The sequence below is a fragment of the Streptomyces sp. NPDC055962 genome (assembly GCF_042270185.1).
Lineage (GTDB): Bacteria > Actinomycetota > Actinomycetes > Streptomycetales > Streptomycetaceae > Streptomyces.
The window spans coordinates 619,007-639,236 of sequence record NZ_JBHJYN010000001.1; the positions used below are offsets into that span (position 1 = coordinate 619,007).

The 20,230-nt window shown below is 73.3% G+C and carries 12 protein-coding genes; 4 read left to right on the top strand and 8 right to left on the bottom strand.

The features are described 5' to 3' along the window. Positions 1-66 precede the first annotated feature (66 nt). Positions 67-309: a mycoredoxin gene (locus tag ACFC51_RS02765; protein WP_014154194.1), complete on the top strand. Its 243-nt coding sequence runs from the start codon at positions 67-69 to the stop codon at positions 307-309. Positions 310-474: 165 nt separating this feature from the next. On the opposite strand, the gene nudC is transcribed toward ACFC51_RS02765, so the two are convergent. The 5 genes from nudC to ACFC51_RS02790 form a co-directional block, all read right to left on the bottom strand. Further along, complete coding sequence (gene nudC / locus ACFC51_RS02770) at positions 475-1,419, bottom strand: NAD(+) diphosphatase (protein WP_376376955.1); 945 nt, start codon at positions 1,417-1,419, stop codon at positions 475-477. 44 nt (positions 1,420-1,463) lie between these two features. Further along, positions 1,464-2,858 (bottom strand): dipeptidase, encoded by a 1,395-nt coding sequence (locus ACFC51_RS02775; RefSeq protein ID WP_376376957.1) that lies wholly within the window; start codon positions 2,856-2,858, stop codon positions 1,464-1,466. 10 nt (positions 2,859-2,868) lie between these two features. Then, on the bottom strand, positions 2,869-6,471 hold the full coding sequence (locus ACFC51_RS02780) for a UvrD-helicase domain-containing protein (protein WP_376526665.1): 3,603 nt from the start codon (positions 6,469-6,471) through the stop codon (positions 2,869-2,871). Between the two features lie 78 nt (positions 6,472-6,549). Next, entirely contained in the window at positions 6,550-9,972 is a 3,423-nt protein-coding gene (locus ACFC51_RS02785; RefSeq protein ID WP_376526668.1) for an ATP-dependent helicase, read from the bottom strand. A gap of 363 nt (positions 9,973-10,335) precedes the next feature. After that, positions 10,336-10,746: an MGMT family protein gene (locus ACFC51_RS02790; protein ID WP_376526670.1), complete on the bottom strand. Its 411-nt coding sequence runs from the start codon at positions 10,744-10,746 to the stop codon at positions 10,336-10,338. A 216-nt stretch (positions 10,747-10,962) separates the two neighbouring features. Between ACFC51_RS02790 and ACFC51_RS02795 the strand changes: the two genes are divergently transcribed. From ACFC51_RS02795 to ACFC51_RS02805, 3 genes are all read left to right on the top strand, one after another. Next, entirely contained in the window at positions 10,963-13,740 is a 2,778-nt protein-coding gene (locus ACFC51_RS02795) for a lysylphosphatidylglycerol synthase domain-containing protein (RefSeq protein ID WP_376376965.1), read from the top strand. A 76-nt stretch (positions 13,741-13,816) separates the two neighbouring features. Beyond that, a complete protein-coding gene (locus ACFC51_RS02800; RefSeq protein WP_376376967.1) occupies positions 13,817-15,409 on the top strand; it encodes an alpha/beta fold hydrolase in 1,593 nt (530 codons plus the stop codon). A gap of 79 nt (positions 15,410-15,488) precedes the next feature. Further along, entirely contained in the window at positions 15,489-17,039 is a 1,551-nt protein-coding gene (locus tag ACFC51_RS02805; RefSeq protein ID WP_376526673.1) for an alpha/beta hydrolase, read from the top strand. Between the two features lie 70 nt (positions 17,040-17,109). On the opposite strand, the gene moeZ is transcribed toward ACFC51_RS02805, so the two are convergent. From moeZ to ACFC51_RS02820, 3 genes are all read right to left on the bottom strand, one after another. Beyond that, positions 17,110-18,288 carry an adenylyltransferase/sulfurtransferase MoeZ gene (moeZ, locus tag ACFC51_RS02810; RefSeq protein ID WP_376376971.1) on the bottom strand — a complete coding sequence of 393 codons (1,179 nt, stop codon included), beginning with the start codon at positions 18,286-18,288 and terminating at the stop codon, positions 17,110-17,112. Between the two features lie 84 nt (positions 18,289-18,372). Continuing rightward, positions 18,373-19,200, bottom strand: a complete 828-nt coding sequence (locus ACFC51_RS02815; protein WP_376526676.1) for a spherulation-specific family 4 protein — start codon at positions 19,198-19,200, stop codon at positions 18,373-18,375. Then, complete coding sequence (locus ACFC51_RS02820) at positions 19,188-20,153, bottom strand: NAD-dependent epimerase/dehydratase family protein (RefSeq protein ID WP_376376975.1); 966 nt, start codon at positions 20,151-20,153, stop codon at positions 19,188-19,190. Before ACFC51_RS02820 ends, ACFC51_RS02815 begins: the two co-directional genes overlap by 13 nt. Positions 20,154-20,230: the final 77 nt, after the last annotated feature.

The window sequence follows — 20,230 nt, forward strand, 5'->3', positions numbered from 1 at the left end:
TCTCCGGCGAGAATTCCCCCGCCGGGACACACCAGCGGACATACGAGACAAGGGAGCACCGACGACATGCCGGGCACTGTGACGATGTACAGCACCACGTGGTGCGGCTACTGCCGCCGGCTCAAGGGCCAGATGGATCGCGAGGGCATCGCGTACACCGAGGTCAACATCGAGCACGACCCGGATTCGGCCGCTTTCGTCGAGAAGGCGAACGGCGGGAACCAGACGGTTCCGACGGTGCTCTTCCCTGACGGTTCCACGCTGACGAACCCCTCCCTCGCCCAGGTCAAGCAGAAGATCGGCGCCTGACCGGCATGCTCCGCACGACGAAGGCCCCCGCCGAGGCGGGGGCCTTCGTCGTGCAGGGACCGTGCCTCAGGACACGGGACCGCGCTCAACACACCGGACCGCTCCTCAGCACACAGGAAAGGTCCTCAGGACACGCGACCGGTGCTCAGGGCACGGTGCGACCGGTCAGGAGACCGTGCCCGGCCTGGGGAGCGGCTTTCCGTACCAGAGCTCGATCAGACGCGCCGCGATCGAGACGCCGAACGGGGGCAGCACCTCTCCCGAGTCGAAGGCGGCCGTCAGGTCCTCACGGGAGAACCAGCGGGCCTCCTCGATCTCCTCGCCGTCGACCGTGATCTCCGAGGACACGGCACGCGCCATGAATCCGAGCATGAGGCTGGACGGGAACGGCCAGGGCTGGCTGGCGACGTACTCGACCTCGCCGACGGTGATCCCGGCCTCCTCGAAGACCTCTCGGGCCACGGACTGCTCGATCGACTCCCCCGGCTCGACGAAGCCGGCGAGGGTCGAGAAGCGGCCCTCGGGCCAGTGCACCTGGCGGCCCAGCAGCGCGCGGTCCTGGTCGTCGGTGACCAGCATGATCACCGCGGGGTCGGTCCGCGGGTAGTGCTCCGCCCCGCAGGCCGGGCAGCGGCGGATGTGGCCGGCTGCGGCGATGACGGTGCGCTCCCCGCAGCGGGAGCAGAAGCGGTGCAGCCGCTGCCAGTTCTCGAGGGCGACCGCGTGCACCATCAGTCCGGCGTCACGCGGGCCGAGGAGCAGCCCCGCCTCGCGCAGTCCGGCGGGCCGTGCGGACTGGTCCATGCGGCCCGGCAGCGAGTCCTTCTGGAGGGCGAAGTAGCGCACGCCCTCCTCGTCGGTGCCCAGGAAGTAGCGGTGGGTCTCGGTGACCGGTGCCTCGAAGGCGGGGGTCATCACGAGCTCGGTGCCGCCGTCGGGGGTGTCGTCGACGAGCGCCTGGCCCCCGGACACCACGAACACTCTGGTCGTGGGGTGGCTCCAGGCCGCGGCGAGCCAGGCCTCGTCGAGCCGGTGGTGTGCGGCGCGGTCGATGCCGCTGGGCGCGGTGAAACCGATGGGACGGTCCGTGGCGTTGTCGAAGGTACTCACAGGTGCTTCCTACTCCCCCGGGGGTGGATCGGGCGTTCAGAGATTCAGCGCAGTGCGTCGGCCAGCTCGCCCCACAGATGGGCGGCGGTCTCCACGCCCTTGAGGAGGAGGTCGAGCTCGACCTTCTCGTCGGGGCCGTGCCAGCCGTCGGACGGCACGGAGGTGCCCAGGAAGAGGACAGGGGCGCCGAGCACGTCCTGCAGGTCGGCGGCAGGGCCCGAGCCTCCCTCACGGGTGAAGAGGACCTTCGTCCCGAAGGCACGTCCCATGGCGCGGGCCACGGCCTGGAGGGCGGGATGGTCCAGGGGGGTCAGACAGGGCCGGATCGCGGGGGCGAAGGTGACGCGGTGGCGGACACCGGCCGGGATCAGGGCCTCGGCCCAGGTGCGTACGGCGTCCTCGATCCGCTCCGGTTCCTGGCCGGCCACCAGCCGGAAGCTCAGCTTCACCAGGGCGGACGAGGGGATGACGGTCTTGCTGCCCGCCCCCTGGTAACCGCCGCCGATGCCGTTGACCTCGGCGGTGGGCCGGGCCCAGATCCGCTCCAGGGTGGAGTAGCCGGCCTCGCCCGCGGTGGCGTGGGAGGCGGCGGTACGCAGCCAGGTGTCCTCGTCGAAGGGCAGCTGGGCGAAGAGGGCGCGTTCGGTTGCGGTGAGCTCGGCGACCCCGTCGTAGAAACCGGGGACGGTGACCCTGCCCTCGGTGTCGTGCAGGGCGGCGACGAGGCGCGCGAGCGCGGTCGCGGGGTTGGGGACGGCTCCGCCGAAGGACCCCGAGTGGAGGTCCTGGTCCGGGCCGAACAGCTCGATCTCGCACTCCGCGAGGCCGCGCATGCCGGTGCAGACGGTGGGGGTGTTCTCGTCCCACATGCCGGTGTCGGAGACGATCACGACGTCGGCCGCGAGACGGGCTGCCCGTTCCTCGGCCAGTGCGCGGAAGTGCGGCGAGCCGGACTCCTCCTCACCCTCGACCAGGAGTTTGAGGTGCACCGCGGGGGTCGTGCGGCCGGTCGCGGCGAGGTGGGCGCGCACGCCGAGTGTGTGGAAGAACACCTGGCCCTTGTCGTCGGCCGCGCCGCGTCCGTACATCCTGCCGTCGCGGATCACCGGCTCGAACGGGTCGGTGCTCCAGCCGTCCTCACGGGCCGCGGGCTGCACGTCGTGGTGGCCGTAGACGAGGACGACGGGTGCGTCCGGATCCTCCGAGGGCCACTCGGCGAAGACCGCGGGTGCCCCGGGCGTCTCCCAGATCTCCGTGACCGGGAACCCCGTCTCCGCGAGCTTCCCGGACAGCCACCGCGCACTGCGCCGTACGTCCCCGGCGTGCTCCGGCTGAGCCGACACCGACGGGATGCGCAGCCACTCGGCCAGGTCGTCGAGGAAGGCCGTGCGGTGCTGCTCGGTGTACGTACGGACGGCGCTGTCCGGGGTGTCGCTCATGCTCATGAGCCTATCGGCCCTGCGGAGGTGGCTCGTCCAGCAGGAGCTTCTCCAGCTCCTCCCGGCCCGGCAGCTTCTCCGGACGGGAGGTCTCGCCCGTGCGGACGTAGAGGAAGGTCGCGGTGACCGCCTCCGGGGGAAGGCCGTGGAGTTCGGCCCAGGCGAGCCGGTACACGGCGAGCTGGAGCGGGTCGGCGGCGCGGTGCCGGCCGGTCTTCCAGTCGACGATCTCGTACGTCTCGCCCGTGCGGTAGACGGCGTCGATCCGGCCGCGGATCACCCGGCCACCGAGCGTGATCTGGAACGGGGTCTCGACGCGGTACGGGGTGCGCCGGGCGTACGCGGTGCGTTCGAAGGCCTCCTTGAGCTCGGCGAGGTCACGCTCGTCGGCGATGTCCGCGTCGCTCTCGTCCCCGCCGGGGAGTTCCTCGGGGCCCAGCATGGGCAGCGGGAGCTCCTCGAACCGGGATTCGACCCAGGCGTGGAAGCGCGTGCCCCGGCGGGCGGCGGGCTGCGGCGGCCGGGGCATGGGGCGGGCCAGTTCGCGCGCGAAGCCGTCGGGGTCGTCGGCGAGGTGCAGGAGCTGGGTGGCGGACAGGGTGGCGGGTACGACGACGTCGTGCACGGTGGCCCGGGCACGGCGCAGCTCGCCGGCGAGGGCGTCGAGGTCGCGGTCCCAGGAGGCGAGCGTGCGGGACTCCTCCGGGGTGAGGCCCGAGTCCGCCGGGGTGAGGCCCGCGTCCGCCGGCGCGCGGGCGGCCGGAACGTGCGGGACGGGGGATGTGCGCGGGGACGGGCCTTCGTGGCCCGGCCCAGGGGACGGCGGACCGGACCGGCTGCCGTCCGGGGAGGGCCCCTCACCGCCCAGGAGGATCCCCTCAGCGTCCGGGGCCGGGGCGCCGTACGGCATCGGGTCGCCGTCCGGGAACGGGTCGTCGTAGGGAGCGTCCGCCTCGTCGTGGGGCGGCTCCACCTCGTACGGGGGCTCCTCGCCGTAGGGAGGCTCCTCCTCGTACGGGATCTCCTCGTCGTACGGCGGCTCGTCCCGGAGCTCCCCCGTGTGCGCGGACGCCTCGTACACCGGGGGTACGGGCGTGGCCGTGAGGGCTTCCAGGTGGGCGAGCACCGTGTCCCGGGCGGCGCGGCGGCGGGCCAGGGCGGTCGCGTCAAGCGGGAGCGGCCAGGCCTGGTCGGCGTCCCGCTCCTGGAGCGCCGGATTCTCCTCGTCCTCCCCCGGCGCCTCCTCCCAGACCTCGATCTCGCCGTGTCCGGCCGCGCAGTGCTCGTACAGGGCGTCGAGGAAGGCCGACGGCCCGCGCGGCTTCTTCTGGGACGGTCCCCACCAGTGGCCCGAGCCGAGGAGGAGGCTGCGGGGGCGGGTGAAGGTGACGTAGCCGAGGCGGAGCTCCTCGGTGTGCTGGTGCGCCTTCATCTCCTCCTTGAATGCCTTGAGGCCCTTGGCGTCGAAGGATCCGAGGACGGGGAGTGTGGGCGCGTCGCCGCGCAGGGCGTGCGGGAGGACGTGGGACTGCGAGGTCCACGCGTCCCGGGACTGCGTGCTGGGGAACTGGCCGGTGACGAGGCCCGGTACGGCGACGACGTCCCACTCCAGCCCCTTGGACTTGTGGGCGGTGAGGACCTTCACCGTGTTCTCGCCCCCGGGCAGGGCGTTGTCCAGCCCCTTCTCGTACTGCGCGGCGGTGCGCAGGAAGCCGAGGAAGGCCAGCAGGGTCGCCTCCCCGTCGACCGCCGCGAAACCGGCCGCGACGTCCAGGAAGTTGGCGAGGGTCTCGCGGCGGCGGGCGGCCAGGGCGTGCGGCGAGGCGGAGAGTTCCACTTCGAGGCCGGTCGTCGCCAGGACGCGGTGCAGTACGTCCATGAGCGGGTCGGCCAGTGCGCGGCGCAGGTCACGGAGCTCTGCGGCGAGGCGGGCGAACCGGACGCGTGCCTCGGCGGAGAACGGCAGCTGGTCGTCCTCGCCCCCGCCCGACTCCAGGAAGGTGTCGAGGGCGTCGGCGAGCGAGATCACCTCGGCGGGGTCGATGCCCTCGACGGCTTCGGCCAGGCGCCGGTCCGGATCGGTGTCGTCGTCGCCGGGGGCGGAGCGGTGGACGAGGAGGCGGGCGCGGCGCCCCAGCAGGGCGAGGTCCCGGGGGCCGATCCGCCAGCGCGGTCCGGTGAGCAGCCGGACCAGGGAGGCGTTGGCGCCGGGGTCCTGGAGGACCTCGCAGACGGCGACGAGGTCCGCGACCTCGGGGAGGTGCAGCAGGCCGGACAGGCCGACGACCTCGACCGGGACGTCCCTGTCGACGAGAGCGGCCTGGATACGGGGGAAGTCGCCCGCCGTCCGGCACAGGACGGCGATCTCCCCGGGCGGTGTGCCGGTCCGCACGAGGTGGGCGAGGGAGTCGCCGAGCCAGTCGATCTCCTCCGCGTGGGTGCGCAGGAGGGCGCAGCGGACCATGCCGTCCCGCTCGGCCCCGGGTGCGGGGCGCAGCGCCTCGACCCCCTCGTGCATGGCGCGCAGGGGGCCGGCGAGGCCGTTGGCGAGGTGGAGGAGGCGGCCTCCGCTGCGACGGTTCTCGCTCAGCGAGTAGCGGGTGGCCGGGGTGCCGTCGGCGTGCGGGAAGTGGTGGGGGAAGTCGTCGAGGTTGGCCACGGAGGCTCCGCGCCATCCGTAGATCGCCTGGCAGGGGTCGCCGACGGCCGTGACGGCGTGCCCCGTCGTGCCGTCCCCGCCTCCCCCTCCGAAGAGGGCGGCCAGGAGCAGCCGCTGGGCCACGGAGGTGTCCTGGTACTCGTCGAGCAGGACGACCCGGAATGCGTCGCGGAGAACGGTGCCGACCTCGGGCCGGGTGAGGGCCAGCTCGGCGGAGAGGGCGATCTGGTCGCCGAAGTCCAGCAGATCGCGGCTGCGCTTGGCGGCGCGGTAGCGCCGGGTCAGTTCGAGGAGTTCGCGGCGGGCCCCGGCCGTCTCCGGGATCTTGCGCAGCTCGGCGTTGGTGAGCCGGGCGGTCGCCAGGCCCTGGAGCAGGCCGGTGTCGTGCTCCGCGAGCTGTTCGGGGCGCACGAGGTGTTCGGCGAGCTCCGCGTCGAGCGCCAGCAGGTCGCTGACGAGGGTGGGGAAGGACCGGGTCAGCGCCGGGTAGGGCCCGGGTGCCTCACGCAGCACCCGGGCGGCCAGCTGGTAGCGGGTGGCGTCGGCGAGGAGGCGGGTGGTGGGTTCGAGACCGATCCGCAGGCCGTGGTCGGTGAGGAGTCTGCCCGCGAAGGCGTGGTAGGTGGAGATGCTGGGCTCGCCCGGCGGGTTGTCGGGGTCGATCACGTCCGGGTCGGTGACCCCCGCCGCGACGAGGGCCTTGCGGACCCGCTCGGCGAGCTCGCCGGCCGCCTTGTTCGTGAACGTCAGGCCGAGGACCTGTTCCGGGGCGACCTGTCCGGTGCCGACCAGCCAGACGACACGGGCCGCCATCACCGTGGTCTTCCCCGAGCCGGCTCCGGCCACGATCACCTGAGGGGCGGGCGGCGCGGTGATGCACGCCGTCTGCTCCGGGGTGAAGGGGATCCCGAGGAGCTCCTTGAGCTGCTCGGGATCGGTGATACGGGAGGACACTCCACAGAGGCTAACCGGACGGACCGACAAGGCGGTCCCGCGGAGGTCCGCCGCCCGGGGACCGGCGGGCGGCGGCCGTCACTCGACGACCTGGCGGCCCTCGGGCCGGGCGCTGCACGACGCCTTGAAGGAACAGTGCGTGCAGTGCTGTCCGGTCGTGGGCGTGAACCGTTCGTCCAGGACCCGGCCGGCCGCCGTGGCCAGCAGGTCGGAGACCCACTCCCCGGAGAGCGGTTCCTGGGCCTGGACCTTCGGAAGGGCGTCGCCGCCCTCCTTCTGCGGGGCGGGCCGGCGCAGCTGCACGAGTTCCGCGCCCCCCGTTTCCGGGCGGCGGCCGTCGAAGACCTCGTCGACGGCGCCTTCCCTGACGGCCAGCTGGTAGACGGCGAGCTGGGGGTGGGCGGCCACCTCGTCCCTGGTCGGCGCCCCCTTGCCGGTCTTGAAGTCGACGACGTAGGCCCGGCCGTCCACGTCCTGCTCGACCCGGTCCATGGAGCCCCGGATGCGTACGGCGTACTCACCCGCTTCGAGGGTGACGTCGAAGTCGTGCTCGCTGGCGGCGGGGGTGCGCCCGGCGCGGTCCATGACGTGCCACCGCAGGAAGCGCTCCAGCGCGGCACGCGCCTGGTCCTTCTCCTGCCGCGACTTCCAGGGGGCGTCGAAGACCAGGCCGTCCCAGACGGAGTCCAGGCGCTCCATCAGGACGTCCAGGTCGGCGGCGGTACGTCCGGAGGCCACCTCGTCGGCCAGGACGTGGACGACGTTGCCGAAGCCCTGTGCCGCGGTCGCCGGGGCGTCGGCCTTGACCTCGCGGCCCAGGAACCACTGGAGGGCGCAGGTGTTGGCGAGCTGGTCGAGCGCGCTCCCGGAGAGCGCGACGGGTCGGTCCCGGTCGCGCAGCGGGATCTCGGAGCGGGTCGGTTCGTCCAGCCCCCACCAGCGGTACGGGTGGGCCGCCGGCACCAGCGGCTGCCCCTCGTCGTCGGTGAGCGCCGCGAGCCGGGCGAGCCTGCGGGCGGCCGCGTCGCGCAGGGCGTCCGACGCGGCGGGGTCGACGGTCGTCGCCCGGAGCTCGGCCACGAGCGAGGCCACCGCGAGCGGGCGGCGGGGGCGCCCGGTCACGTCCCGGGGCTCGGTGCCGAGCTCGGCGAGGAAGCGTGAGGGCTGGTCGCCGTCGTCGGCCGGTGCCTTGACGGCGGTGACGACGAGACGGTCACGGGCCCGGGTCGCGGCGACGTAGAAGAGGCGGCGCTCCTCGGCCAGGAGCGCCCCCGGGGTGAGGGGTTCGGCCAGCCCGTCGTGCCCGATCCGGTCCGCCTCCAGGAGCGATCCCCGGCGGCGCAGGTCGGGCCAGAGCCCCTCCTGCACCCCGGCGACGACCACCAGGCCCCATTCCAGCCCCTTGGAGCGGTGCGCGGTCATCAGGCGTACGGCGTCGGGGCGCACGGCCCGGCGGGACAGGGTGTCGGCGGCGATGTCCTGGGCGTCGACCTCCTCCAGGAAGTTGAGCGCGCCGCGTCCCCCGGTGCGCTCCTCGGCCCGCGCGGCGGTGTCGAAGAGGGCGCACACGGCGTCGAGGTCCCGGTCGGCGTTCCGGCCGCCCGCACCGCCGCGGAGCGCCGCCCGCTCCAGCCGGCCGGGCCAGGGGGTGCCGTTCCACAGGGTCCAGAGGGCCTCCTCCGCGGTGCCGCCGCCCTGGAGGAGCTCGCGGGCCTTGCGCAGGAGCGCGCCGAGCCGCTGCGCCCCGCGGGCGTACGCCGGGTCGTGCGTGACCAGTCGCTCCGGCTCGGAGAGTGCCCTGGCCAGGAGTTCCCCGGACGGCGGCGGTACGCGGTTCCCGGCGGCCCGCTCCTCGTCGCGCAGGGCGCGTCCGAGACGGCGCAGGTCGGCGGCGTCCATGGAGCCCAGGGGTGAGGTGAGGAGGGCCAGGGCGGTCTCGGTGTCGAGCGCGCCGGACGCCGCCCCCTCGCTCCCCTCGCCGTCCCCGTCCTCCTGGTCGCCGTCCCCGTCCTCCCCGTCACCGTCCTCCTGGCCGGCGGATCCGTCCTCCTCCCCGTCACCGGGTCCGGCAGGGTGCAGCGCCGCCGTGGCGACGGTGCGCAGCGCGGTCAGGAGCGGGGCGACCGCCGGCTCGTGGCGCAGCGGGAGGTCGTCGCCGTCGACCTCCAGAGGCACGCCGGCGGAGGTGAGCGCCCGGCGCACGGCGGGGATCGAACGACCGCCGGCGCGCACGAGGACCGCCATGTCCCGCCAGGGCACGCCCTCCTCCAGGTGCGCGCGCCGGAGCAGATCGGCGATGTTGTCCAGCTCGGTGGAGGGCGTCGGATAGGTGTACGCCTCGACCCGGCCGCCGCCGCGCACGGCGGACAGCTCCCGGTGGGCGCGGACCTTGTCCGAGGGCAGGCGGGTGAGAGGCATCCTGCGGGTGAGCAGCCGGGTGGCCTCCAGCAGTTTCACGCCGGAGCGGCGTGACGTGGTGAGGACGCCGACCGGGGCGGGGGCGCCGTCGGCCCGGCGGAAGGTGTCGGGGAAGTCGAGGATGCCGTTCACGTCGGCGCCCCGGAAGGCGTAGATCGACTGGTCGGGATCACCGAAGGCGATCAGGGTCCGGCCGCCGCCGGTGCCGGGCGCGGCACTCCCCCGGTTCCCTGCCAGCGCGTGCAGCAGCCGCACCTGCGCGGGGTCCGTGTCCTGGTACTCGTCGACGAGTACCAGGTCGTAGCTCCGGGCCAGCTCCGCGGCCACCTCCGGCCGTTCGGCGAGCAGGACCGCGCGGTGGACCAGCTCCGCGTAGTCCAGGACGCCTTGGGCGTCCAGGACGTCCAGGTACTCGGCGAGGAACTCGGCCGCGGCGCTCCAGTCCGGGCGGCCGGTGCGGCGGGCGAAGGCGGCCAGCGCGTCCGGGCCGAGGCCCAGCTCACGGCTGCGGGCCAGCACCGCGCGCACCTCGTCGGCGAAGCCCCGGGTGGTCAGGCAGGCCCGCAGTTCGTCGGGCCAGCGGACGTTGCCGAGTCCGGACCGTTCCAGCCCCAGCTGGCCGGCAAGCAGCTCGCGGACGGTGACGTCCTGTTCGGGGCCGGAGAGGAGGCGCAGCGGATCGGCGAAGAGATCGGCGTCCTGGTGGGCGCGGACCAGGGCGTAGCAGTAGGAGTGGAAGGTGGTGGCCTGCGGGCCCCTCGTCCCGCCGAGCCGGGCGGCCATCCTGTCCCGCAGCTCGACCGCCGCCTTGCGGCTGAAGGTGAGCACGAGGATGCGGGCGGGATCGGTCCCGCGGGCCACGTGCCGTGCGACCGCCTCGACCAGGGTCGTGGTCTTGCCGGTGCCCGGTCCTGCGAGAACCAGCAGCGGGCCGTCCCGGTGGTCGGCCACCGCGCGCTGCGGGGCGTCCAGGAGCGGGGGTTCCACGGAGCCCGGCGGGGTGCGCACCAGCCGGTACGCGCCCGGGGCCCGCCGCCGTGTCTCACGGTGCGGGCTGTTCCGGGTGGTGGATGAGGAGCTCACGTGGATCGCCGGTCCTGGTGGGTGTACGGGGTCTGCGCGGGGGACGGTCTGGTGGGTGTACGGGGCCTGCCCGGGGGATGGCCTGGTGGTGACGGCCGCCCGGGTGCGAGGGGCGGTGCCGGGGCGGCCCGGTCGGCTCGGGACGGGGTCCCCGCGTGGGGACGACGCTACGCCAGCAAAGGGGCGGACAGCGGACGGTGGACCACGCGCGGACCGCGTCCCGCGTCACACGAGGCCCCCTCGTCCGGTCCGACGGCCCCCTCACCCCGGTCCGACGGGCCGTGCGTCCCGGTCCGGCGGGCGGCCGTGCCTCCCGGTCACCGGCCCGTCGCCCGTCCCGGCGGGGCACGATGGCGGAAGCTGTCAGGTGTGAGCTTCCTCGCCCGTTCCTCCGGTCACGCCGTCCCATCGGGCGCGCTTCATGTCGAGCCGCGGAACGTGCCCCTCCGCTTCGCGCGGTGCCCCGCGCAGCGGTGTGCCCTCCTCGCGGTAGTGGCCGAGCGCCCGCAGTTCGTGGCCCGGCAGCAGCACCCCGTCGGACCGCACCACGCGCCACCAGGGCACCGCGGAGCCGTACAGGGCCATCACCCGGCCGACCTGCCGCGGCCCGCCGTCCCCGAGCCACTCCGCGACGTCCCCGTAGGTCATGACACGGCCGGGTGGGATGAGGTCCGCCACATCCAGGACGCGCTCGGCGTACTCGGGCAGCTCGGCGGTCTCGGGGCTCGCGGGCGCGGCACCGGTCCGGTCACCGCTCGTCCGGTCTTGGCTCATCCGTCCCATCCTGCCGTACGCCACCGACAACCGGCCCCCGCCGGTGTCGAACCGGTCACACTCCGTGCGGGCGTGGGCGAGGGAGCGTATGTTGCGCATCGCGCCCGCGCAATGCACCCTGATGCCCCCCTCTGTCTGCAGGCCGTGCCACCATCATGCGGGCGGTGACCGGTGATACGAGAACACGAAGATTCATCAGAGGCTAAGGAGCAGGGCGTGCAGCCACCGAAGGCGGCGGACGCCTCTGACGCGGAGCCGCGCCCGGAAGCGCCCGACGCACCCGGCGCCCCGGACACGCCGGACACGCCCGGCGCCCCGGGCACACAGGACGCCGAGGAGACCCCCCGGCCGTCGAGGGGCCGTCCGGCGGGTTCCACGCTCGCCTCGTCCGAAGCCGCGCTGAGCGACCGCGTCTCGGGCGACGAGCCGCTGCTGCCGGCCCGTGTGCACCGCCCCTCCGATCTTCTGCGGCTCCTCGTCGGGGTCCTCGCGATCGCCCTGCTCTTCTCCGTGGCCGCCTTCGCCCAGGGGACCACCACGGGCCTCGAGGACGACATCTCCAAGGGCACCGACCAGGCCCCCGATCTGCTGATCAAGCTCGCGGGCCTGGTGTCCAGCATCGCCGTGCTCCTCGTGCCGGTCGCCTTCGCGATCGAGCGCCTGGTCAAGCGCGACGGGCTGCGGATCGCGGACGGCGTGCTCGCCGCTGTGCTCGCCCACGGGGTGACCCTGGCCACCGATCTCTGGGTGGCCAGGTCGGCCCCCGGGACGATCCGGGAGGCGCTGACCCAGCCCCAGCCGGGGGACGCGCTCACCGATCCCGTGCACGGGTATCTCGCACCCGTCATCGCCTACATGACGGCGGTCGGGATGGCGAGGAGACCGCGCTGGCGGGTCGTGCTGTGGGTGGTGCTGCTCCTGGACGCCTTCGCGATGCTCGTCGGCGGCTACACCACACCGTTCTCGATCGTCCTCACCGTGCTGATCGGCTGGACCGTGGCGTACGGCACGCTGTACGCGGTCGGTTCGCCGAACGTCCGCCCGACCGGCCAGCACCTGATGGCCGGTCTGCGTCACGTCGGCTTCCGCCCGGTGGCCGCGATGCGCACCGAGGACGCCCCCGACAACATCGACCAGAGCGACCGGGGCCGCCGCTATCTGGTCACGCTGGAGGACGGGCCACCGCTGGACGTGACGGTCGTCGACCGTGAACAGCAGGCCCAGGGCTTCTTCTACCGCGTGTGGCGCAGGCTCACCCTGCGCAGCATCACCCAGCGCCGCTCCATCCAGTCACTCCGCCAGGCCCTGGAGCAGGAGGCGCTCCTCGCGTACGCGGCGATCGCCGCCGGGGCCAACGCGCCCAAGCTGATCGCCACCTCCGAGCTCGGACCGGACGCCGTGATGCTCGTCTACGAGCACATCGGCGGCCGCTCGCTGGACGCGCTGGAGGACGAGGAGATCACCGACGACCTGGTGCGGGGCGCGTGGCGGCAGGTGCGGGCGCTCCAGTCGCGGCGGATCGCGCACCGCAGGCTCACGGGCGACGCCATCCTGGTGGATCCCGACGGCACGGTGTTCGTCACCGACCTGCGGGGCGGGGAGATCGCGGCCGGAGACCTGATCCTCCGCATGGACGTCGCCCAGCTGCTCACCACCACCGGCCTGCGGGTCGGCGCCGAACGGGCCGTGGCCGGGGCGCTCGCCGTGCTCGGCCCGGACGCCGTCGCCGACTGCCTGCCGCTGCTCCAGCCGATCGCGCTGAGCCGTTCCACCCGGGCGACGCTGCGCAGGCTCGCCCGGGAGCGCTCGCAGCGCGAACGGGAAGCGGTGCTGGAGGCCTCTCAGGCGGCGAAGCAGGACAAGGCCGAGGAGCAGGACGTCCCGGCGGCCGGCGACCGCAAGGCCGTACGCAAGTCGCTGCGGACGGAGAAGCAGGCCGAGAAGCGGGCGATAGACGATGCCCTGGAAGAGGCCCGCGAGGAGGACATGCTGGCCCAGATCCGCCGTCAGGTGCTGCTGATCAGGCCGCAGGCCCCGGTGGAGCCGGTCCGGCTGGAGCGCATCAAGCCGCGCACCCTCTTCAGCTTCATCGCGGGTTCCATCGCCGCGTACTTCCTGATCTCACAGGTCACCGAGGCCGACTTCGGCACGGTCGTGGAGCAGGCGGAGTGGGGCTGGGTGGCCGCGGCGCTGGGCTTCTCGGCCCTGAGCTACATCGCCGCGGCGATGAGCCTGCTCGGGTTCGTGCCCGAACGGGTTCCCTTCGGGAAGACCGTGCTGGCGCAGGTGGCCGGATCGTTCGTGAAGATCGTGGCGCCGGCGGCGGTCGGCGGTGTGGCGCTGAACACGCGCTTCCTGCAACGCGCCGGGGTGCGCCCGGGACTCGCCGTCGCGAGCGTGGGCGCGTCCCAGCTGTTCGGCCTCGGCTGCCACATCCTCCTGCTCGCCCTCTTCGGATACCTGACGGGCACGGAGAAGACCCCGGATTCGCTCACCCCGTCGAGGACCGTGATCGCGGGCCTGCTCACGGTGGCGGTGCTCGTGCTGGTGGTGACCGCGATCCCGTTCCTGCGGAAGTTCGTCGTCACCCGGGTGCGGTCGCTGTTCGCCGGCGTCGTGCCGCGCATGCTCGACGTCGTGCAGCGGCCGCAGAAGCTGGTCACGGGCATCGGCGGCATGCTGCTGCTGACCGGGCTGTTCGTGCTCTGCCTGGACGCCTCGATCCGCGCGTTCAGCGGGCCCGACGTCCCCCAGCTCAGCTACGCCAGCATCGCGGTGGTCTTCCTCGCGGGCAACGCCCTCGGATCGGCGGCGCCGACCCCGGGCGGCATGGGCGCGGTCGAGGGCGCGCTGACCCTGGGTCTGATCGCGGTGGGCCTGCCGAAGGAGGTCGCCGCACCGGCCGTGCTCCTGTACCGCGTGATGACGCTGTGGCTGCCGGTGCTTCCCGGCTGGATCTGCTTCAACCAGCTGACCCGCAAGGGCGAGCTCTAGAACGTATGAGCGGGGCGCGCCACTCGCATGGACCGCGCCCCGCGCGCTCCCCCGCGCCCCGCCGCACGATGGGGTCATGAGGACCTCTCCCGCTCTGCGTGCCGCTGCCCTCGTCGCCACCGCCACCGCGCTGCTCCCGCTGGCGGCCTGCTCGGACGACGACGGAGGGACGGAGAAGGCGACACCCTCGGCGGCGTCGACGGCATCGCCGACGGCGACACCGGAGAAGCTGTCCTCCCAGAAGCTCGACTGGCAGCCCTGCCCGGCCCCCAACGCGGCCCAGGGCAGCGGCACGTCCCCCTCGCCGCTCCCGGGCGGGACGTCCTGGCAGTGCTCTTTCATGGACGCGCCCCTCGACTACGGGGACCCTGGGGGCCGGACCATCGAGCTGGCGCTCATCCGCGCGGTCGCCAGGAACCAGGACCGGCGGATCGGCTCGCTGATCTTCAACTTCGGCGGCCCGGGCGCCTCCGGCGTCGCCACCCTGCCCTCCTTCGGCACCGACTACGACACGCTCCGCACCCGCTACGACCTGGTCAGCTTCGACCCGCGCGGGGTCGGACGCAGCGAGGGCGTCGAGTGCTCGGACGACGAGACGCTCGACGCCCGGTACGAACAGGACGGCACCCCGGACGACTCCGAGGAGGAGAAGGCGTTCGTCGACGACCAGAAGGCGTACATCGCGGACTGCGAGGACAACTCCGGCGACGAACTCCCCTACGTCGGCACGACGAACGCGGCCCGGGACATGGACCTGCTGCGCCAGGTGCTCGGCGACGACAAGCTGTACTACTTCGGGATCTCGTACGGCACCGAACTGGGCGGCGTCTACGCACACCTGTATCCGAAGAACGTCGGCCGGGCCGTCCTGGACGCGGTGGTCGACCCGACGGAGGACTCCCTGGAGTCCTCGATCGGCCAGGCCGAGGGGTTCCAGCTCGCCCTGGACAACTTCACGGCCGACTGCGCCGGGCGGGACGACTGCAAGCTCCCGGGAGCCACCTCCCAGGAGGTCCAGGACTGGATCGCCGGTCTGCTCGCGAAGCTGGAGAAGAAGCCCGTCCCGGGGCTCGGGGAGAGGGAACTGACGGAGACCCAGGCCACCACCGGCATCGCCTCGGCGCTCTACTCCAAGGAGACGTGGCCGCTGCTCGAACAGGGCCTCGACGAGGCGGACGGCGGCAACGGCGGACTGCTGCTCGCCCTCGCCGACTCGCTGAACGGCCGCTCCGAGGACGGGCACTACGACAACTCGAACGCCGCCAACGCGGCCGTCAACTGTGCGGACTCCAAGCAGCGGTACACCCTGGAGCAGACCCGTAAGGCGCTCCCCCGGTTCCGCGAGGCGTCCCCCGTGTTCGGCGACTACCTGGGCTGGGGACTCATGGCCTGCACGGGCTGGCCGGTCGCGGGTGCCTGGGAGACCCCGGACGTCAGCGCGCCCGGCTCGGCCCCGATCCTGGTCATCGGCAACACCGGTGACCCGGCGACGCCGTACGCCGGCGCGAAGGCGATGGCAGCCGAACTCGGCAAGGGGGTCGGCATCGAGCTCACGTACAAGGGCGAGGGCCACGGCGCGTACAACGGCGGCAGCACGTGTGTGCAGAGGGCCGTGGACAGCTATCTGCTCGCGGGGAAGGTGCCGAAGTCGGGAACGGTCTGCGAGTGACCGCTCGTTGGACGTCAGGACATCGGGGACACCGGACCTGTCCGGGCGTCCCCGCCGGGCACGGGGAGGGAGCGCGCCCATGCGCGTACGTGGACGGGCCCGCGCAGGCGCGGCGCTCGCCGGAGCGGCCCTGCTGGTGACGGCGGCCCTCTCGGGGTGCGACAGCGCTCCGGCGCCCCCGCAGTCGTCGAAGGGCCCGTCGCCCCGGGCGTCGGAGAAGCCGGCCGGGAACACCTCCGCCCTGGGCCGGCCGCTGGAGTGGAGGCGCTGCGGCGCGCCGGAGGGTGGCACCGCGCCCGGTTCAGCGTGGCGGTGCGCGACCCTCGACGTGCCCCTGGACCACGCGGAGCCGGGCGGGGAGACGATCGGCATCGCCCTGATCCGCAGGGCGGCCACGAAGAGGAGCGAGCGGCTCGGCTCGATGCTCTTCGACTTCGGCGGACCCGGCGGCTCCGGAGTGGACATCCTGCCGCGCGCCGCCTCCGCGTACGGGAGGCTCAACACCCGCTACGACCTGGTGGGGTTCGACCCGCGCGGGGTCGCGGCCAGTTCCGGGGTGCGCTGCCGGGGCGACGAGGAGCAGGAGAAGGCCTACCGCGAGGTCGACATGACCCCGGAGACACCGGCGGAGGAAGCCGCGTTCATCGCCGACGGCAGGGACTTCGCGGCCGGCTGCGTACGGCTCTCCGGCCGGCTCCTCCCCCATGTCGGCACCACGAACGCAGCCCGCGACATGGACGCGATCCGCCGCGCGCTCGGGGACGAGAAGCTGTCGTACTTCGGCATCTCCTACGGCACGGAGCTCGGCGGGACCTACGCGCACCTCTTCCCGGAGTCGGTGGGACGTTTCGTGCTGGACGCCGTCGTCGACCCGACGGCGGACACGGTGGGCCATGCCCGCAACCAGGCGACGGGCTTCCAGCGCGCCCTGGAGAACTATCTGAAGTCCCGGGGCGAGGCCCCCGCGGCGGGCACGCGGCGCGTGGCGGCGCTGCTCGGACGGATCGACGGGCACCCGCTGCCGACCTCGTCCGGCCGTGAGCTCAACGAGTCCCTCGCCGTCCTCGGCATCGTGGCCCCCCTCTACTCCAGGAGCAGCTGGCCGGCCCTCACGGCCGCGCTCGACGAGGCCGGGAACAGGGGCAGGGGCGACCGGCTGCTCCGCCTCGCCGACTCGTACAACAACCGCGACGGGCAGGGGCACTACGGCACCCAGAGCCACTCGCAGCGAGCGATCTCCTGCGCGGACGCGAAGGCGAGGCCGACGGCTGCCGAGGCCCGGGCGCTGCTCCCCGGGTTCCGCAGGCTGTCCCCGGTCTTCGGCCCGTTCCTGGCCTGGGACACGGCCGGCTGGTGTGCGGGGTGGCCGGTCGAAGGGGAGCACGACACCCCCGAGGCGAGCGCCCAGGGAGCCGCTCCGATCCTCGTCGTCGGTACGACGGGCGACCCGGCCACCCCCTACGAGGGAGCGCGGCGGATGGCCGACGAACTGGGCGAGGGCGTCGGGATCCTGCTGACCAACGAGGGCGAGGGGCACGGCGCTTACGGCAGGAGCAGGTGCGTGACCTCACTTGTCGACGCCTACTTCCTGAGGGGGAAGGTCCCGGCGGACGGGCACGTCTGCTCCTGACCGCGCCAGGGCACGCGAAGGGGCCGGCCCCGTCGCCGGAGCCGGCCCCTTCGTACGTCGTGCCGCGGGTCTAGTAGACCGGCTTCTCCGGCTCGATCTGGTTGACCCAGCCGATGACGCCGCCGCCGACGTGCACCGCGTCGGCGAAGCCCGCCGACTTGAGGACCGCGAGGACCTCGGCACTGCGGACACCGGTCTTGCAGTTCAGGACGATGCGCCTGTCCTGCGGCAGGTCCTGGAGGGCGTTGCCCATCAGGAACTCGTTCTTCGGGATCAGCCGGGAGCCCGGGATCGCGACGATCTCGTACTCGTTCGGCTCGCGGACGTCGATGATCTCGATCTTCTCGTCGCCGTCGATCCACTCCTTGAGCTGCTTGGGAGTGATCGTGGAACCGGCCGCCGCCTCCTGGGCCTCCTCGGACACGACGCCGCAGAAGGCCTCGTAGTCGATGAGCTCGGTGACGGTGGGGTTCTCGCCGCAGACCGCGCAGTCGGGGTCCTTGCGGACCTTCACCTGGCGGTACTGCATCTCCAGCGCGTCGTAGATCATCAGACGGCCGACGAGCGGGTCACCGATACCGGCGAGCAGCTTGATGGCCTCGTTGACCTGGATGGAGCCGACGGACGCGCAGAGCACGCCCAGGACACCGCCCTCGGCGCAGGACGGAACCATGCCCGGGGGCGGCGGCTCCGGGTAGAGGCAGCGGTAGCAGGGACCGTGCTCCGACCAGAAGACGGACGCCTGGCCGTCGAAGCGGTAGATCGAGCCCCAGACGTACGGCTTGTTCAGCAGGACCGCGGCGTCGTTGACCAGATAGCGGGTGGCGAAGTTGTCCGTGCCGTCCACGATCAGGTCGTACTCGGCGAAGATGTCCATCACGTTCTCGGCTTCGAGCCGTTCCTCGTGAAGGATGACGTTCACCAGGGGGTTGATCCCCTGCACGGTCTCCTTGGCCGACTGGGCCTTGGACTTGCCGATGTCGGCCTGGCTGTGGATGATCTGGCGCTGCAGGTTCGACTCGTCGACCTCGTCGAACTCGACGATACCGAGCGTGCCGACACCGGCCGCGGCCAGGTACATCAGGGCCGGCGAGCCGAGGCCGCCGGCGCCCACACAGAGCACCTTCGCGTTCTTCAGCCGCTTCTGTCCGTCCATCCCGACATCCGGGATGATCAGGTGGCGGGAGTACCTGCGGACCTCGTCGACGGTGAGCTCAGCAGCTGGCTCGACCAGGGGTGGCAGCGACACAGGAACCTCAACAATGCAGGTGGTCGGTTTCTACGTACTTCATCTACGTACGGTTGTTCTCCCGTAACACTGCCACGCCGCTCCTCATTCCGAGATACCGGGTCCGATCCGCGAGACGAATTCGTCCCAGTAGCTGGGCAGTGCCGCGAATGGGTCGCTTTGCCCCTTCGCCCCGTCCCGGTCCGTGAAGAAGATCGTGCCCGCGCCCTGCCAGCGGGCGATGCGCATGGCCTCCTCCAGGTGGGTGCGCGGGACCCCGTGGACGAAGTGCGCGAAGCGGCCCGGTGGGTACGAGGCGGTCCACTCGGCCACCTGCGACCAGCGGTAGTCGGTCCAGGCGCCCCGGAAGGTGACCAGTTGGTCGGCCGCTTCGGCGTACCCGGGGTGCGGGTGGGTGCCGTGGCCCAGGACCAGCCGTCCTCCCTCCTCGTCCGCGCTGTCGCTGTCGGCGAGCAGGGCGGCGAGGGTGCTGGTCAGCCGGCGGACGGCCGGGAGGCCGTCGCGTTCGGCCGGGCAGTGGTCCAGGTAGAAACCGCCGACGCGGTACCAGTCGAGGTAGGACTGGGCGTCGGCGACCAGCTCGCCGAAGGGGCGGCTGCCGTGGGCCAGGTCGATGTGGCCGAGCAGCCTTCCCCCCGCGGCCCGGACGGTGTCGTCCGGCACCTCCCCGTGCAGAGCCCGCTCACGGGCGTTGCGCAGCCGCCCGGCCGCCTCCAGGCAGTGCGGGTCGGGCCGGGCACCCGGCCCGTTGTCGATGTTGAGGACCGCCCAGTGCAGCGGGGTGCCGGGCCGGTTGAGACCGGCCCATTCGGCGGGCGCCAGCAGCGGATGGGCGTACCCGGGCACGCCGACGCCGAGCTGTTCCGCGGCGCCCTTGCGCAGGGTGGATCCGGTGCCGGTCAGATACGGCACGCCGCCTCCATCCAGATGTCGGCGAGCGACTCCTCCAGGTTGATCCTGGGACGCCACCCGAGCCGGTCGCGCGCGGTACGCACATCGGCCTGCTGCCAGGCGCCGCAGCCGTCGGGGTAAGGGGAGGGGGTCGCCGCGAGGTGCTCCACGACCGACTCGGTGGAGGCCCGGGGCGCACCGATGGGAAGCCGGGCGGGGGGCGCGTCGAGCTCGTGGAGCGCGCCCGCGTATCCGGCGACCCGGGCGAGGACCGCCGCCGCGTCGCGCAGCCGAACGGCCCGGCCGGTGCCGATGTTGACGACGCCCTGGGCGGCGGAGAGCGAGGCCGCGTGCACGGCGCGGGCCACGTCGCGTACGTCGACGAAGTCGCGCTGCACCCCGAGGCCGCTGAGCTTGAGCTCGGGGTCGCCGGACTGCATGGCACGGCGCATCGTCTCGGCGAGCCGGCCGAGCGGGGAGCCGGCCGGGGTCCCGGGGCCCACCGGGGAGAAGACCCGCAGCACGACCGCGTCGAGTCCGGAGCCGAGGACCAGCTCCGTCGCGGCGAGCTTGCTGACGCCGTACGGGCCGCCGGGGCGGGGCACCGCATCCTCGGCGGTGGACGAGCCGGGCTGCGAGGGCCCGTACTCGGAGGCGCAGCCGACCTGGACGAGCCGTGCGCTGCACCCGCTGCGGCGCATGGCCTCGCAGACCGTGGCCACGGCGACGGTGTTGTGGCGCGTCAGGTCCCGGGCGCCTCCGCGGGTGGCGCCCGCGCAGTTGACGACGACCCCGGGGTGGACGGCGTCCAGGAAGCGGGTGAGCGCTCCGGGGCTGCCGCCGGCGAGGTCGAAGCGCACGTCGGCGTCGTCGCCGCGGCCGAGGGCCGTGAGGTGCACCGCGGGGTCGGCGAGCAGGCGGTCGGCGACGAAGCGGCCGAGGAATCCGTTGGCTCCGAGCAGCAGAACCCTCATCGCGCACCCCCTCGGTGCCGACGGCACGCTGCCGGTGCGGGGGATTGGGGGGTCATGTCCGGTGTCTCCTTGAGGAA

What these genes read in the sequence shown, in the direction of transcription:
- ACFC51_RS02765 (WP_014154194.1), top strand. Translation starts at nt 67, where the DNA reads ATGCCGGGCACTGTGACGATGTACAGCACCACGTGGTGCGGCTACTGC.
- ACFC51_RS02775 (WP_376376957.1), bottom strand. Translation starts at nt 2,858, where the DNA reads ATGAGCGACACCCCGGACAGCGCCGTCCGTACGTACACCGAGCAGCAC.
- ACFC51_RS02790 (WP_376526670.1), bottom strand. Translation starts at nt 10,746, where the DNA reads ATGAGCCAAGACCGGACGAGCGGTGACCGGACCGGTGCCGCGCCCGCG.
- ACFC51_RS02800 (WP_376376967.1), top strand. Translation starts at nt 13,817, where the DNA reads ATGAGGACCTCTCCCGCTCTGCGTGCCGCTGCCCTCGTCGCCACCGCC.
- ACFC51_RS02805 (WP_376526673.1), top strand. Translation starts at nt 15,489, where the DNA reads ATGCGCGTACGTGGACGGGCCCGCGCAGGCGCGGCGCTCGCCGGAGCG.
- ACFC51_RS02820 (WP_376376975.1), bottom strand. Translation starts at nt 20,153, where the DNA reads ATGAGGGTTCTGCTGCTCGGAGCCAACGGATTCCTCGGCCGCTTCGTC.